Source organism: Anaerotruncus sp. 1XD42-93 (genome assembly GCF_009917605.1).
Taxonomy (GTDB): Bacteria; Bacillota; Clostridia; order Oscillospirales; family Ruminococcaceae; genus Anaerotruncus.
In genome coordinates, this window is sequence record NZ_QZEG01000061.1 from 1 (window position 1) to 15,177 (window position 15,177).

At 56.7% G+C, this 15,177-nt stretch carries 16 protein-coding genes; 10 read left to right on the forward strand and 6 right to left on the reverse strand.

Translation table 11 applies throughout. The features are described from left to right. Positions 1-448: 448 nt before the first annotated feature. From D5269_RS14940 to D5269_RS14955, 4 genes are all read right to left on the reverse strand, one after another. On the reverse strand, positions 449-1,684 hold the full coding sequence (locus D5269_RS14940; RefSeq protein ID WP_120486586.1) for an FAD-dependent oxidoreductase: 1,236 nt from the start codon (positions 1,682-1,684) through the stop codon (positions 449-451). 1 nt (position 1,685) lies between these two features. Beyond that, positions 1,686-2,135: a 4Fe-4S dicluster domain-containing protein gene (locus tag D5269_RS14945; protein ID WP_120486587.1), complete on the reverse strand. Its 450-nt coding sequence runs from the start codon at positions 2,133-2,135 to the stop codon at positions 1,686-1,688. Positions 2,136-2,152: 17 nt separating this feature from the next. Further along, positions 2,153-4,036, reverse strand: a complete 1,884-nt coding sequence (gene cooS / locus D5269_RS14950) for an anaerobic carbon-monoxide dehydrogenase catalytic subunit (RefSeq protein ID WP_016316903.1) — start codon at positions 4,034-4,036, stop codon at positions 2,153-2,155. Positions 4,037-4,190: 154 nt separating this feature from the next. Beyond that, positions 4,191-4,610 carry an Rrf2 family transcriptional regulator gene (locus D5269_RS14955; RefSeq protein ID WP_207709145.1) on the reverse strand — a complete coding sequence of 140 codons (420 nt, stop codon included), beginning with the start codon at positions 4,608-4,610 and terminating at the stop codon, positions 4,191-4,193. Positions 4,611-4,939: 329 nt separating this feature from the next. Between D5269_RS14955 and rplU the strand changes: the two genes are divergently transcribed. The 5 genes from rplU (at position 4,940) to D5269_RS14980 (ending at position 8,256) form a co-directional block, all read left to right on the forward strand. Continuing rightward, positions 4,940-5,251 (forward strand): 50S ribosomal protein L21, encoded by a 312-nt coding sequence (gene rplU, locus D5269_RS14960; protein ID WP_016316905.1) that lies wholly within the window; start codon positions 4,940-4,942, stop codon positions 5,249-5,251. Between the two features lie 33 nt (positions 5,252-5,284). Further along, positions 5,285-5,542 carry a 50S ribosomal protein L27 gene (gene rpmA / locus D5269_RS14965; RefSeq protein WP_016316906.1) on the forward strand — a complete coding sequence of 86 codons (258 nt, stop codon included), beginning with the start codon at positions 5,285-5,287 and terminating at the stop codon, positions 5,540-5,542. 138 nt (positions 5,543-5,680) lie between these two features. Then, positions 5,681-6,952 carry a GTPase ObgE gene (obgE, locus tag D5269_RS14970; RefSeq protein ID WP_016316907.1) on the forward strand — a complete coding sequence of 424 codons (1,272 nt, stop codon included), beginning with the start codon at positions 5,681-5,683 and terminating at the stop codon, positions 6,950-6,952. Between the two features lie 12 nt (positions 6,953-6,964). Next, complete coding sequence (locus D5269_RS14975) at positions 6,965-7,366, forward strand: ribonuclease III domain-containing protein (protein WP_016316908.1); 402 nt, start codon at positions 6,965-6,967, stop codon at positions 7,364-7,366. Between the two features lie 20 nt (positions 7,367-7,386). Further along, positions 7,387-8,256 (forward strand): YitT family protein, encoded by an 870-nt coding sequence (locus D5269_RS14980; protein ID WP_120486589.1) that lies wholly within the window; start codon positions 7,387-7,389, stop codon positions 8,254-8,256. Positions 8,257-9,298: 1,042 nt separating this feature from the next. Here the strand turns inward: D5269_RS14980 and D5269_RS14985 are convergent. Next, on the reverse strand, positions 9,299-9,487 hold the full coding sequence (locus D5269_RS14985; protein ID WP_016316911.1) for a hypothetical protein: 189 nt from the start codon (positions 9,485-9,487) through the stop codon (positions 9,299-9,301). Between the two features lie 623 nt (positions 9,488-10,110). Between D5269_RS14985 and D5269_RS14990 the strand changes: the two genes are divergently transcribed. From D5269_RS14990 to D5269_RS15005, 4 genes are all read left to right on the forward strand, one after another. Further along, complete coding sequence (locus tag D5269_RS14990) at positions 10,111-10,572, forward strand: YhcH/YjgK/YiaL family protein (protein ID WP_016316912.1); 462 nt, start codon at positions 10,111-10,113, stop codon at positions 10,570-10,572. Between the two features lie 7 nt (positions 10,573-10,579). After that, positions 10,580-11,230: an HAD family phosphatase gene (locus D5269_RS14995; protein ID WP_120486591.1), complete on the forward strand. Its 651-nt coding sequence runs from the start codon at positions 10,580-10,582 to the stop codon at positions 11,228-11,230. Between the two features lie 150 nt (positions 11,231-11,380). Further along, positions 11,381-11,935 carry an RNA polymerase sigma factor gene (locus D5269_RS15000; RefSeq protein WP_016316914.1) on the forward strand — a complete coding sequence of 185 codons (555 nt, stop codon included), beginning with the start codon at positions 11,381-11,383 and terminating at the stop codon, positions 11,933-11,935. Then, positions 11,932-13,065 (forward strand): DUF4367 domain-containing protein, encoded by a 1,134-nt coding sequence (locus tag D5269_RS15005; RefSeq protein WP_120486592.1) that lies wholly within the window; start codon positions 11,932-11,934, stop codon positions 13,063-13,065. Before D5269_RS15000 ends, D5269_RS15005 begins: the two co-directional genes overlap by 4 nt. A gap of 292 nt (positions 13,066-13,357) precedes the next feature. Here the strand turns inward: D5269_RS15005 and D5269_RS15010 are convergent, their stop codons facing one another. Further along, positions 13,358-13,807 carry a C-GCAxxG-C-C family protein gene (locus tag D5269_RS15010; protein WP_016316916.1) on the reverse strand — a complete coding sequence of 150 codons (450 nt, stop codon included), beginning with the start codon at positions 13,805-13,807 and terminating at the stop codon, positions 13,358-13,360. Positions 13,808-13,878: 71 nt separating this feature from the next. On the opposite strand from D5269_RS15010, the gene D5269_RS15015 reads away from it, so the two are divergent. After that, positions 13,879-15,069, forward strand: coding sequence for a hypothetical protein (locus D5269_RS15015; protein WP_158605021.1), 1,191 nt, complete (start codon positions 13,879-13,881; stop codon positions 15,067-15,069). The last annotated feature ends 108 nt before the right edge of the window (positions 15,070-15,177 follow it).

A 15,177-nucleotide genomic window follows, 5' to 3' on the forward strand; every position in this document is an offset into this window, starting at 1 on the left:
ATACCGTTTCATATTCCTATTTTCGCTCTTGCCAACGATTTGTGCAATATTTATTTTTCAAACAAGGCCTAGACAGAGCCCGCCCAAAACTAAAGTTTTACTCAATTTTTTTGCTCCGGCCCAAGAGCCGGCGCTCTGCGCCGGTTGGCCTATGCACGCCGCTGCGGCGGCAGTCAAAAAATTGCGGGGTCGAGGGGCAGAGCCCCTGACGCGCTCCGCACTGCGAGCCGCAGCGAAGCGTTTCGAGCGCAACCCGCCGAAGGCGGGCTCTTAGCGCGAGATGAGCGCGGAACGCTTTCTCCTGTGAAGCGCTTTTTTCGGGTGAATTGCCGCGAAGTGGAAAGAGGGGGCTTTTTGCAAGTGAAAAAGCCCCCTTGCAGAAAGAAATACGGAACAGTTGGAAAAAGGGCTGGCCTCACCGCGGGAGGCCAGCCCTTGCTGTTGCTTTTTATTCCTGTGGTAGGTTCCATTCGAACAGTCCATGTTTGGGGTCATACTGATAGAAATCGGCATAACTCAGGTCAAACACCGACTTTTTCAGATGCCCCACCGGGATCTGGTGCTTGACCAGCTCCTGCCAGAACCCAGCATTGGAGATGTCGCCCTGAAGGATCACATGGGTCACCACGCCGTTCCGCAGGATTGCGCGTTTATAGCTGTCGCGGCTCTCCCGGACGACCACCTCATCCCCTTCCTGCGGGGTATTGATCCCGAGGGAAAGGGTGGTCAATCCATAGAAATTCATGGTGTTTTTCATCCCATAGGTGTTTTCATACGGGACCTCGGTACCGCACATATTCTTTGCGGCGGTCTCACCCTGCTCCATGGCATTGGGCCAGATGCCGGTGATCCCAGCGACGTCGCCCGCCGCCCAGACATTTTCGATGTTGGTGCGCAGATAACGGTCGACCTCAACCGCGCGGCCGGTCTTGATCCCGCTGCCCTCAAGGAAGCCGATCGCCGGACGCACGCCTGCCGCCACCACGACGAAATCACAGGGCAGGACGGTCCCGCTCTCGAGCGAAATCGAAACAATGTTGCCCTGCGCGTCGATCTCGGAACCTGCGGCTTTCTCAGCAAGATAGAAGGTGCATCCCGCTTTGCTGAATAGCTCCTGATAGGGTTTCGCAGCTACCGCATCGAGCTGGAGCGGGCAAATCCGGTCAGCCATCTCGACGATTGCACAGCTGATCCCGCGTGCGCAAAGCGCGTTCGCCGCATCCAGGCCAACCAGCCCCGACCCGACAATCACGCACCGTTTGCTGCCCTCAGCGGCTTTGCTGATCTTCTGCGCATCCGAAAGGTCGCGCAGGCCGTAGACGTTTTTCGCCTCCCGGAAGTTGGGGAGCGGCGGGATAAAAAAGTTTGCGCCCGAAGCGATCAGCAGGCGGTCATACGGAACCTCGGCGCCGCAGTCGAGGTGCACCAGATTTGCGGCGGTGTCCACCCGATCGACCCGCTCGCCCTTCAGCCACCGGATGCGGTTTTTCTCAAAAAAGTCCTCTGCCACGAAGTTGATCCCCTCGGCGGTACGGTGCCCGCTCAGGAAATGATGGAGCATACAGCGGGAGTGCACCTGCGTGTCAGCCGATACCACCGTGATCTCGTCATCCGGCTCCCACTGGCGGATGGTTTTGGCCGCTGTGATCCCCGCCGCAGAAGCGCCTATAATCAGATGCCGCATCTTATACCTCCTCTACCCAGATCGCTTTTTTCGGGCAGGCTTTGACACAGCTCGGCTCGCCGCCCTTGTCTTTGCAGAAATCGCATTTGATAACCTTTGTGCGGGAAACCCGGTCGGGCTTGGGAACCCCATAAGGGCAGTTCATGACGCACATATAGCAGGAGCCGCACCGGTCCCCGTCGTAGGTGACAAGGCCGGTTTTCAGATCCTTCTGGAGCGCGCCGCTCATGCAGCTCCCCGCGCACATCGGGACATCACAGTGCCGGCAGAAGATCGGCTTATAATGCCCCTCCCCATCCAGACGGATGAAATTGCGGCTTTCGTTTGCCGGGTCGTTCAGGTCGAGGGTATAGACGCTGTCCCCACCGCCGGTCCGGTGGGCGTTCATACAGGCGATCGAACAGTTTTTGCAGCCGTCGCACTTGTCCGCATCAATCAGAATCCTTTTCATTATGCTGCCGACCCCCTTTATATATTCAGCCCGGCACGTTTTTCCAGAATGATCTTCTCCAGGCGTTCGGCCGCCGACTGTCCATCCGGATCAATCACGACCTGGCCGCCGGTCAGGGACTTCATATCCTCGGTCAGCACCTTGGTCACCAGCTTGCTGCCGGTGATAAACGGCGGCTCACCCAGGTGCAGCGGCAGTCCGAGCGCAAGCCCGAACGCACCGTCTGCCAGCGCCTGCTCTTCCAGCCACTGGGGCGCGGAAAGGACAAGCGGGAGCTGGGGCAGGTCGACGCCGATCGCCTGTGCAAGCTCGGTCGCGACGATCTCAAGGCGTCCGATCGCAAGGCAGGGGCCGAAGTTGAGCACCGGAGGAATCCCCAGTTTTTTGCAGACCGCTTTGAGCTTGGGTCCTGCAAGTTCGGCAGCTTCGGGGGTCATGAGGCCGCAGTTTTCCAGCCCGCCCGACGAGCAGCCCGCCGACAGTACGATAATATCCCGCTTAATCAGCTCTTTTGTCAGCTCAACGGTAAGTACATCATGACCGCCAAACGTCAGATTGGAGCAGCCGACCACGCCGGCAACACCCTTGATGTCGCCCGCTACAATCAGGTCGATGAGCGGTTTCCAGTTCCCCCCCAGGAACTGTTTGAGCGAAACCTCCGAAACGCCGGTAATGGTGTTTTTGTTGCCATGCCCGGGCAGCAGGTTGAGCGGGACCACGCCGCGGCGGGCCTTGTATGCCTCGATAATCGCGTCGATGATCGCGTCGCTGTCCTCCTTGCGGGTCTCAAAGACAAACGGACGGTACTCCGCATTCGCTTTTTTCGCAACATCATCCAGGCAGATCTGCTTGATCTTGAGCTCGTCGCAGATCGGTTCGATGCCCGGCAGCGTGCAGTTGAACTCGGAGAGCACCGCGTCGATCCCTCCGGTTGCGAGCACCGCCTCGGAGGTATAATTGTTGCCCGCATGACCGTCGAACACCTCGGTATAGTGTGCGCCGCGCAGCTGCAAATCCTGACCGACACAGGTGCATCCGACCAGTTTGAAACCTTTTGCACCTGCCGCTTTCGCCTTTTCGACCACATCCGGCTCGATCAGGCGGTCCTGTAAGTAGGAGAAGGTCGAGTGCTGGTGCCCGGTAATCATGATGTTGATGTAATCGGGGTCGATCACGCCCAGCCCGACCGGCGCAGGACGGATCTCCGGCTCGCCGAGCATCACGTCATTGAGCAGATTGGTGAGGGTCAGCCCGTAGAGGCCGGTTGAGATTCCCAGCTTGAGGCAGGTCAGCAGCATATCAACCGGATCGGAGTTCAGGTTGGTCGAGCATTTCACCACACCCTTGACAATCTCCGCATTCGAGCCGCCCGGCAGGATGTTCAGCTCCTGCCACTTTTTGTAGCGGGGGGCGTATGCCAGTTTTTCCACCAGCTCCATCTTCTGGTATTCGGGTTTGTACAGGTCATCGAGCACCTTCTGTGCTACCGCGAGCGCGTTTTCGTATTTGTCCCCCTGCTCGATCCCGAACAGTTCACAGAGATGGGCAAGCGCCTTTTCGCCCTTGATGACCCCCTTGGCCAGGGCGGTATTTTTGAGGTTGAGCGCGGTATTTTCCACAACATGGATGTAGCAGCCCGATCCGGACGCGACCGCACGCAGGAAATTGCGGGCAACGATCACATCGGCGGTGGCGCCGCAGATCCCGCGTCCGGCATCCGGTGTGATCCGGCAGGGACCGTTGGAGCAAAGCCGGCAGCAGACCCCCTGCAAGCCGAACCCGCATTTGACCGACTGATCCTCCACCCTGTGATGGGAGGTCTGCATTGGCAGAGAACGGATGTAGCTTTCGAGCGGCTTGTCCGCACTTTGACAGGTGTTGCATCCATAACACTGGTTCATAAAAATTCCTCCTTTATAGTCGAAATACTTCAAAAGAACCGAAGCATCCTTTTGAAGTCTGCGGTCAAAAGACCACAGGGAGCCGCCAAAAACGGCTCTGTTTCGTATCTTTTGCAGAGGGCTTTTCTCCCGCCCTCTTTTGCCGCCCCAGGTTCTAACGGGCGTTGGAACTGTCATCGAATAAAAGCTGGTAAATGGTATGCCGCTGCAATTCCGCATTGATTGTCCGTTGGATTTCGCAGAGGCGGCTGTTGGTTGGGCAGGCCCCATACCGGTTCCGCCAGGGGCATTCGAACGCCGGATCAATGCAGGCATTGACCCGAAAGTCCTCCCCCATCGCATCGAGCAGGTCAAAGAGGGTCCATGTACGCAGGTCGGCGGTCAGGGTGCATCCTCCCCCCGTACCGCGTGCTACCTCGAGATACCCCGCCCTTTCCAGCTTCCGGATGATCTTATAGGCAAACGAGGAGGGAACCAACTGCTGCTCGCAGACCTGCGCCAGATGCCGGCGTTTCCCGTCCGAGAGAGCGCGGAGAATCCGCAGGGCGTAGTCGGTCTCGCGTGTGATAAACAAGTGCAACCCTCCTTTGTTAACAGAATATCAAATTGGATAAACCTTGTCAACAATATTTTTCAAAAATCTTCCCAGTTTTTTTGCATATTTTATAAAATTTTATGCAAAAAGGCAAAACCGAAGGGTCTCACCCAGGATCACAGAAACCTGCCAGCCGCAAACGGAAAAACCGGCGCGCTTCCAGCCGGGAAAAGGCCCATTTCCCGCAATCCGGCGGCTTGACAACCCGTCCGCGGTATGCTAGAATAAACCATACCGCGTGTGTCAGGCTGGAAGTGCGCCTTTGCGCCGCCTGTTTGCAGCGAGTCTTACAGAAATGAGGAAACAGAATGTACGCAGTCATTTGTACTGGCGGAAAACAGTACCGCGTTTGCGAAGGCGATGTTGTTTTTATTGAGAAGCTTGACGCCGAAGTGGACGCAACGGTCAATTTCGATCAGGTTCTGGTCGTAGGCAAGGATGAAGGCATGGTCGTCGGCGCTCCGACGGTTGACGGTGCGGTTGTCACCGGCAAGGTGCTCAAAAACGGCAAATCCAAAAAGGTAACCGTTTTTACCTACCGTCCGAAGAAGGGCTCTTCCCGCAAACTGGGCCACAGGCAGCCCTATACCAAAGTTGAAATCCAGTCGATCAAGGCTTAATTTTGTGATTTGAGAAAGCAGAGGTGTTAGTTCATGGCACATAAGAAAGGCGTAGGCTCTACCAAAAACGGACGCGATTCCGAATCCAAACGGCTTGGTGTAAAACGCGCGGACGGGCAGTTTGTTCTGGCGGGCAACATCCTCGTCCGGCAGAGAGGCACCCACATCCATCCGGGCACCAATGTCGGCAAAGGTTCCGACGATACCCTGTTTGCACTCACTGACGGTATTGTCAAGTTTGAGCGCATGGGCCGTGACCGCAAAAAGGTCTCAATCGCGCCTGCACAGTAACCTTGTAGAAAAGGTCCCGAGTGGTTTTCACTCGGGATTTTTTATTCTGTTTTGGGAACACTATGCTCTGTTTGGAAGCGGGTAGATCCGGTGGTTTTCCGAACAGGCGCTGGGACAAAGGACAAGTGGAGGAATCAGATGTTTGTCGATAAGGTGAAAATCAGGATTAAGGCGGGGGATGGCGGCAACGGCGCGGTCAGCTTCCACCGGGAAAAGTATGTGGCAGCAGGCGGTCCGGACGGTGGGGATGGCGGCCGCGGCGGAAATATCGTTTTTGTTGCGGATACCAATTTATCCACGCTGGTGGACTTCAAATTCAAAAAGCGCTACTTTGCAGAAAATGGAAAAAACGGCGCAGGAAAGCGGTGCAACGGCAAAAGTGCGCCCGACCTCACGATCCGGGTGCCCAAAGGGACGGTCGTGCGCAACGCGGAAACCGGGCGGATCATGGCAGACCTTTCGGAAGATGAGCCGGTGGTGGTGGCACGCGGCGGCAAAGGCGGATGGGGCAACAGCCATTTTGCAACCGCCACCCGTCAGGTCCCCCGCTTTTCCAAGCCCGGGCTGCCTGGGGAGGAATATGAGGTTGAGCTGGAACTGAAGCTGCTCGCGGATGTGGGGCTGGTTGGGTTCCCGAATGTGGGGAAATCCACCCTGATTTCGGTGGTGAGCGCGGCAAAGCCGGAGATCGCCAACTATCATTTTACCACGTTGACCCCGGTGCTTGGCGTGGTTTCGGTCGAGGAGGGGAAATCGTTTGTCATGGCGGATATCCCCGGCCTGATCGAAGGGGCAAGCGAAGGGGTCGGGCTGGGGCATGAGTTCCTGCGCCACGTGGAACGCTGCCGGCTGATCGTGCATGTGGTGGATGTCTCAGGAATGGAAGGGCGCGACCCGGTCGAAGATTTCAAGGCGATCAACGCGGAGTTGGAAAATTTCAATGCGGAACTTGCGGCGCGGCCGCAGATCGTCGCCGCGAATAAATGCGACATGGCCGATGAAGAGCAGATCGCATCCTTCCGGGCGTTTGTCGAGGGGCAGGGGTATGCGTGTTACCCGATCTCCGCGCCGATCAGCGAGGGAACGCGGGAGCTGGTGTTCGCCGTTTCCCGGATGCTGGACACCCTGCCGCCGATCAAACAGTATGAGATCGACCATGTACCGCTTGCCGAGTCGGAGCGGTTCGCCAGAAATGTATTTGATGTGCGGGTGGAAGACGGTATCTATCTTGTCACCGCCGACTGGCTGATGCCTACCCTTGGGATGGTCGATATGGACGACTATGAAAGCCTGCAATATTTCCAGCGGGTTCTGCGCCAGAGCGGGATCATCGATCGGTTGGAAGAGATGGGGATTCAGGAGGGGGATACGGTCAGCATCCTGAATTTTGAATTTGAATACATTAGATAGGACGTGGTTGGAATGCGGGAAACAGGGCATTCGTCTGCCGATCCGAGACTGCTCAGTCCGCTGACACTGGCCTTTCTCGGGGATGCGGTCTATGAGCTTTGCGCCCGGCAGCGGATTGTTGACGAAGGGAACCGGCCGGTCAATGAGATGCACCGCCGGACGGTTTCGCTGGTCAATGCAGGCGCACAGTCAGGGGCGTTCGAGCGGATTTCCGAACTGCTGACCGATGAAGAATTAGCGGTCTACAAGCGGGGACGCAACGCGAACGCCTCAAGCGTGCCGAAACATGCGGACATAGCAGACTATCGCCGGGCGACCGGGGTGGAAGCGCTGTTCGGGTACTTATACATCAAGGGGGAGATCGACAGAATCAATCAGCTCTTTGAACTTGCGAACTGCGCAGGAGAAGGGTAAAGATCGGAGGACGGACGTTTATGGGCCACCCGGATCAGGGAAGGAAATACAGGGAAGGGTTATTGGATTTGCTGTTCACTGCGACAGGATGTCTGGTTTTGGCGCTGGGAATGCAGATGTTCATTGCCCCGAATCAGATCGCGCCTGGGGGCGCAAGCGGACTTGCGGTCGTATTGCACAGCCTGATTCCCGTAGTTGGGATTGGGTCATGGTCGTTTTTCGTCAATATTCCGCTGCTGCTGATCGGGCTGAAATTCCTGGGCTGGGCATTTACCCTCAAGACCCTGGGGACGGTGGTTCTGATGTCCGTCATGATTGATTATGGGGTGCAGTGGGCGCCGGTCTACCGGGGGGACGTCCTGCTCGCCTGCCTGTTCGGCGGGGCACTGCTCGGAGCGGGGATGGCGCTCGTTCTGATGCGTGGTTTTACCACCGGAGGCACCGACATCCTCTCCCGCCTGTTCCAGCTGAAATTCCCTTATGTCCAGCTTGGACGGCTGCTGCTGTTGATAGACCTGTTTGTGATCGCGCTGTCCGCAGTGGTATTCGGAACCATCGAAACGGCGCTCTACGGGGTGGTAACCGTGTTCACCTGCGCGCGGGTCATTGATACTGTGCTTTATGGCTTAGATACCGGCAAACTGCTGCACATCATTTCAGCGGCACATGCTGAAATCGCCCGCCGGCTGATGGATGAGCTGGGGCGCGGGTGTACGATGCTCAAGGCCGCCGGTGGATACACCCGCACCGAAACCCAGGTGCTGCTTGTCGCGGTCCGGCGGCAGCAGTATGTCCCGCTGCGCAGGCTGGTGCATGAGATTGACCCCAAGGCGTTTATCATCGTCAGCGATTCCACCGAGGTGCTCGGCCTGGGATTCAAGACAGCGTAAGTTTGGTTCCAGACCAAACTTACAGTCGCAAAGCGCCTTCCTCGGGGCTTCTCGGGTCTGCGCAGCGGACCCGAAGCGCGGCTGCCGCCGCGACGCCCCTGCGGGCTGTCTTGCGGGCTAGGGGTCAGCGACCCCTCCCCGCAGGCCCCACCCCGGCAAGCGGGGCGGGGTTCTTCTTTTTCACAATTTAAAGTGTTACTTAATTTTTTTCAAAAAATTGTGGGGGCGAAGGGCAATAGGGCAGCGTAAGTTTGGCTCCAGACCAAACTTACAGGCGCAAAGCGCTTTCCTCGGGGCTTCTCGGGTCTGCGCAGCGGACCCGAAGCGCGGCTGCCGCCGCGACGCCCCTGCGGGCTGTCTTGCGGGCTAGGGGTCAGCGACCCCTCCCCGCAGGCCCCACCCCGGCAAGCGGGGCGGGGTTCTTCTTTTTCACAATTTAAAGTGTTACTTAATTTTTTTCAAAAAATTGTGGGGGCGAAGGGCAATATGGCAGCGTAAGTTTGGCTCCAGACCAAACTTACAGGCGCAAAGCGCTTTCCTCGGGGCTTCTTGGGTCTACGGCCCGGACTGCAAGCCGCAGCGAACGTTTCGAGGCCAACCGCCACAGGCGGCTCTTAGGCCGAGATCGCGGCTGCCGCCGCGACGCCCCTGCGGGCTGTCTTGCGGGCTAGGGGTCAGCGACCCCTCCCCGCAGGCCCCACCCCGGCAAGCGGGGCGGTTCGATCCGTTTCCGTTTGCCGCAAGACATGGCCCTCTACAGAAAAGAACTCCCTCCGGGTCATGCGGACTCGGAGGGAGTTTCGGATCAATCTGGTTTTTCGATTGTGCATCCTTCAATCGCTTGAAAACGGTGAAAAGGCCGTTTTCAAGCCTGCGGTGCCAAGCATCGCAGAAGGCCGCTTTTCATGGCCCCGATTCGGATTGCATCGTCAGCGGCCAACAGCATCTTTCCGCGGATTTTGCGGATATCTGCCTGCCATTTCAATAAGGTGTGATCCTTTTGAAAAGGTAAGGCGCGCTGACCGTCAAAAGAGAGGAAAAGTTAGTGGCTACAGTCGGTTGCATTGCTGCCGGATTTCTTCGCCTGCGAGCTTTTCTGGGAATAAGCGTTGCGGCCGGTGTTGTTCGAAACCGAGTTGGAAGTGGTGTTGCCGTACGCATTGTTCGTGGTATTGGATGCGCTGTTCTGCGCCTTGTTGGTGGCCTTGTTGTTTGCCTTGTTCTGAGCCATTTTGTTCACCTCTTTTCTTTCAGGAATACATTCTTAATCACTTGAAAAAAATCCGGTTTTTTTCAAGCGGACGGGCGGTGCCCGTCGTAGGCTGTGCAGTTTGGACAACAACCGATTTTCACGGCTCCCGTCGGCATTATACCGCCGGCTTCCGGAAGAATGGCTGTGAAGTTGTCCGCTTATAGTATGAAACCGGGCGGACAGATTATACAGAGCCGCCGCAGAGGAAATTTTTGAATCTGTATCGGAAATTTGTAAAATAGATATTCTCCCGCACAGGGGAATGTGGTATAATAACCATAATATTGGGGCCGTTGCTCGGAGGCTGCTCCATTCACCAAAAAATATAATTTCAGGTGTATTTTGCTTATTGGGTTTTTTAACAGTTTTTCCAGACTGTTTTTAGGGCTTGTTTGAAAATAGAGAAATAGACGGATGGTTCGCAAAAAGTGAGCGGCTGCAAGGAAAAAAGCACAGGAATACTTGCTGTATTCCGCGCATTTTTGACGCGGCAGCTGCCGCTTTTTGTAGAAAAAGACGACTATTTCGATTTTTCAAACAGCCCCTAATCCCCGTCAAAGCTAATTTACAACGATAGCATCCTAAAAAATGGAGGGATTCAGATGTTAACCACTTCCCTGAACCTTGCGCCGAAATACGACTATCTCGCAGAAAAATTCCAGAAGGCATATGCTTTCCTGCGTCGCGACGATCTCGCCCAGCTGGAGACCGGCAGCCATCCGATCGACGGGGAGGATGTGGTCGCAAATGTGCAGCGATACACCACTATGCCCAAAGAGCAGGCCCGTTTTGAGAGCCATGACCGCTTCTTTGACATCCAGTTTATGGTTGAAGGGGAAGAACTGTTCGGCTACGTCCCGCGCGATCTGGTATCGAGCGAACCTTACGATGCACAAAACGACATGACCTTCCACGCCGAGCCGGAAAACCCGCTGGCCGCCAGCTATATCCTGCTGAAAAAGGGTGACCTTGCGATCGTCCCGCCCGAGGATGCCCACAAACCCCGCTGTGCCGCAGGGGAGCCGAAACCGGTTGTCAAGATTGTAGTAAAGGTCCGGGTGTGAACAGACGATGGTAAAAGGCGTTTTATTCGACATGGATGGCCTGATGTTCGACACCGAACGGCTCGGACAGGCAGGCTGGCAGCAGGCGGGAAAAGAGCTTGGTTTCCCGATCACTGAGGCATTTGTGAGCCGGATTCGCGGCCGCAATGAAACTGACGGCAAGGCGGTTGCTGCGGAGATTTTCGGTCCTTCGTTCGATTTTCCAAAGGCGCGTGCAATCCGGTTCGCCTACGTGGATCGGGTTGTCCGTACCGAAGGGATGCCGCTCAAGCCCGGTCTGCTGCGTTTGCTTGATGCCCTGAAACAACGGGGAATCCCCACTGCGCTCGCGACCTCTACCCGCCGTTCCACGGCATTTGACTATCTGAAAATTGCGGGTGTGGAGGACTTTTTTTCGGCAGCGGTCTGCGGGGATGAAGTGGTCCACTCCAAGCCGGAACCGGAAATTTTTCTGAAAGCGGCTGAAAAATTGGGCGCGGAACCGTCCGCATGTATCGTGCTCGAGGACAGCCCCAGCGGGGTGGAAGCCGGGTTCCGCGCAGGCTGCATGACTGTGATGGTCCCCGACCTGACCCCGCCGGACGACCGGCTCCGCACGATGTACCGCGCGTGTGTCAAGACGCTCGAAGAGGTAATCCCGTTTCTTGATATCTGGTAAATCCAGGGGGGTTGTATATCTATCGCAGGGAGCTGCAGAAAGGCTTCCTGCTTCCTGTCCCCGGGCTTTCCTTTGTGAACGTTCTGTGTTATAATCAAGAATATTTAAATAGAGATCTCTGGAACGGTCATAAAAGGGAGGGGGCGGGAAATGCTGGCAGCAGGTGCATGGCTTGGAAGCCATGCAGAAGAAAACAAGTTTGAACAGCTTTATCTTGCCTACCGGCAGGTCATGTTTTACGCCGCGAACAGCATCCTGAAAGACCCCGCGATGGCCGAGGATGCGGTTCACCAGGCGTTCATACGGATTCTGAACCATATGGGTAAAATTGGCGAAGTACACTGTCCCCAAACCAGGAGTTTCGTGGTTATTATAGTGAGGAATGTTGCTATCAACCTGTACAACAGCCGGAAAAAACAGCTTGCCCTTTCGCTTGACGAGCTGGCGGAATGGACGCCGGATGAAGCGGCGTCTCCGTCGGACGAACTGGAGGCAAAAGAAGGGAGCCTGCATCTTGCACAGCTGATGGCGCGCCTTCCGGATGGCTACCGGAGCGTTCTGCTGCTCAAGTACGACAACGGGTATTCCACTGCTGAGATTGCCTCGATGCTGGGGCTTACGGAGGAGAACGTCAAAAAGCGCTTGCAGCGGGCGCGAAAAAAGCTACAGGAAATTTTGGAGCGCGAGGGGGTGAACCGCATATGATGGATGACGAACTGGAACAGCTGCTGGGGCGCGCGGCCGCGCAGGCGAGGGATCTCTCGTTCGCCCCACTTCCGGACGACAGCCAACTGGATCACCCGTTTTCGGAGCTTTTTGAGAAAAAGATGGAGGTGCTTTGCCGCCAGCAGAAGAAACGTCGTTTCAACTGGACCCGATTCAGCAGGCGTGCGGCTGCATTCGCGGTGGTTTCAATGGTGGGACTTTCGGTTCTCGTGCTCAGTGTGGACGCATGGCGGGAAACCCTGTTCGAGATGGTGGAGAAAAAACACGCCGACTATTCAGAAATCCTGTTCGAATCCAAGGACGGGAGTGGGGTATTGGACAGCCAGTTTGTCCTGACAGAGCATCGCCCGGCCTACCTTCCCGAGGGCTACCAGCTGACCCGCCAGTGGCTGGACGCGAGCAGCAACGATATGGTGTTCACCACTCCGGAGGACAAAATGATCAACTTCCAGCAGGCAGTCAACGCCAAGGAAGGGTTCGCCCGCAGTGTCGGGATCAACACCGAAGGTTCCGAACTGGTCCCGTTTGACCTGAACGGTTATCCGGGACATAAGATGACCAATGGGGACATGCAGTTTGTCCTTTGGAATGATAACTATTACAACTATATGCTGATTACCCAGCTCTCAATGGAGGAGACCATCCAGATTGCGGAGAGCGTAACCATCGCACCGGAGAGCAGCTATCACCCACCCGAGCTGGCAGTCCCTTCCTATACCTTGCAGGAGGATTATTCTGTGAATCAGGCGATGCAGAATGGGGATGTTGTCATCACCGATGGCGGCGTGCAGAATGCCGGGGAGATCAGCAGCCTGTTGGCGGCGATTGATGCGGAAGAGCCATATATTGTCCGAATTACGGATTTTACCGTAACAGCGGAGGAAGCCCGGCAGGAGCAGATCGAGAGTTTCCAGCCCGGAGATCCGGTCATCAAGGAACTTTATTTTGATGGACAGCGGATTCATTATACGCTTGATTTTCTGCGCGCCCATTCCTCTTTCGGGCGAAATGGGGCTGCCCTCGAGGTGCGGCAGGACGCGGATGGAACTGTCAGGCTCGTATTGATTGCGCGTACCGGTCAGCAGGTCACTGTTTGCAGCTATAACTAAGAACCTGTATTCATAATCAGGGGATGCCGGTTTTGCTGCCCCGCAGGGCGAAAAAATGCAGGCAATGCTTTGGATTGTTCAACGCGGCAGGCCGGCAAAAGGCCCGCTCAGACGGTTCCGAGTGGCTGTGAATACGGCTTCTTTTCAGGTGCGCAGCAGACCTGTCTGTGATTGTGCGGAGCCGGGAACACTAAAAAAACGTCTGATGGGCAGACAAACAGGAAATACTCTAGCTCCCCTTAGCTTTGATTTGCAGTCAGAGCCAAGGGGAGTTTTTTTGCAGAAAAACTTGCTAAAGAGATAAAACAGATTCCAGCAGATCAGCCGCACAGGCCACCAGGTGCTGACAAGGCCGCCTGCCGTAGTAAGCATCGGTCCGGGCAGAAGGGGCATTTGGATTCGAATCCTTACCCTCTTCACCCAGCAGCTCCCGGCAAAGGATCGCTCCATTTTTGATGCGGAATGTCTCCACCAGCTGCTGTACCATTGCGTAAGTGCGCTTTTTTTCCTCCTGATCGGTCGGGGACTCGTATCCCCGCAGCGCCGATGCAATCAGTACCATCCCTGAAACTGCGCCGCAGGTTTCCCGCAGCCTGCCGATGCCGCCGCCGAATCCCGAGGCCAGCCGCGCCGCCTGTTCCACCGTCATCCCCAGTTGTTCCGCGTATGCCGCGACAACCGACTGCGCACAGTTATAACCTGATAGAAACAGCCGCTCCGCCCGTTCTCCATAGGTACCCAACGAAATCTCCCCTTTCTTCTGTCCATTCTACCAGATTTATGGTATCATATCCAGAGGAAGGGGGATTTTATATGCAGATTCGCTTGCCGGAATCGGTAAAGCCGCTGATGGGACGGTTGGAAGCCGCTGGATTTGAGGTCTTTTGCGTGGGCGGCTGCGTCCGGGACAGCCTGCTCGGGCGGAAGCCGGACGACTGGGACCTCACAACTTCCGCTCTCCCCCAACAGATGGAAACGGTCTTTGCCGGTTGGCGGGTGCTCGCAACCGGGCGCAGGCATGGAACCATTACGGTTGTTTCAGATAGCCAACCGGTGGAGATCACCACCTTCCGGGTGGATGGCGGTTACCGGGATGGGCGGCATCCGGAACAGGTCACCTTTACCCCGCATCTGGCAGACGACCTTGCGCGGCGGGATTTCACCGTCAATGCGCTCGCCTACTCCCCCCATACCGGGATTGTCGACCGGTTTGACGGGGTGGGTGACCTCCGCCGCAGGGTCATTCGCGCGGTCGGGAACCCGTGTCTCCGGTTTGAGGAGGACGCGCTCCGGATCGTCCGGGCCTTGCGGTTCGCCTCGGTGCTGGGATTCCCGATCGACCCCGCAACTGCCGAAGCCCTACGCAGCCATCGCCAGCTGCTGGAAAAGGTCTCTGCCGAGCGCCTGTTCACCGAGCTTTGCAAACTGGTCTGCGGCGAAACCGCCGACACCGTGATCCAGCAGTTTCCAGAGGTTATCGCGCTGCTTATCGATCATTTTTCCCCCGACGGAATGCGGCTGCATCCGCTGCCCGCCCTGCCTGGCATCCGGCTTGCCATGCTGATGCACGCGTTTTCCCCTGCCCAGGCGGATGCCGTATTGCTCCGCCTGAAAGCGGACCGCGCTGCACGCCGGACGGTCACAGCGCTGCTCTCCCGCCGTGACCAACCACTCCCATCCAGCCGCGCGGGGATACGGCAGCTTGTTTCCGAACTGGGGGTGCAGCCCTTACGCGACCTACTGGCATTTCAGGGGGCGTTGGGACGTGAAACCGGGCCAGCGTGTCACTGGCTGGAACGGATTCTGGCGGATGGGGACTGCTGGAATCTGGGGATGCTGGCTGTAGATGGGCACGACCTGCTGTCGGCTGGAATCCCGGCAGGGCGGGAACTCGGAGAGACTCTGCGGTTCCTGCTTATGCAGGTGGTCAAAGGCCGGCTTCCCAATCAGAAATCTGAACTACTGCGGGCAGCCACTGCAAACGGTACCCGAGGTGCGCCTTAGAACCTGCTACGCATCTAAAGTTTTACTCAATTTTTTCCAAAAAATTGCGGGGTCGAGGGGCAGTGGGACAGCGTCAGTTTGGTTCCAGACCAAACTGACAGGCGCAAA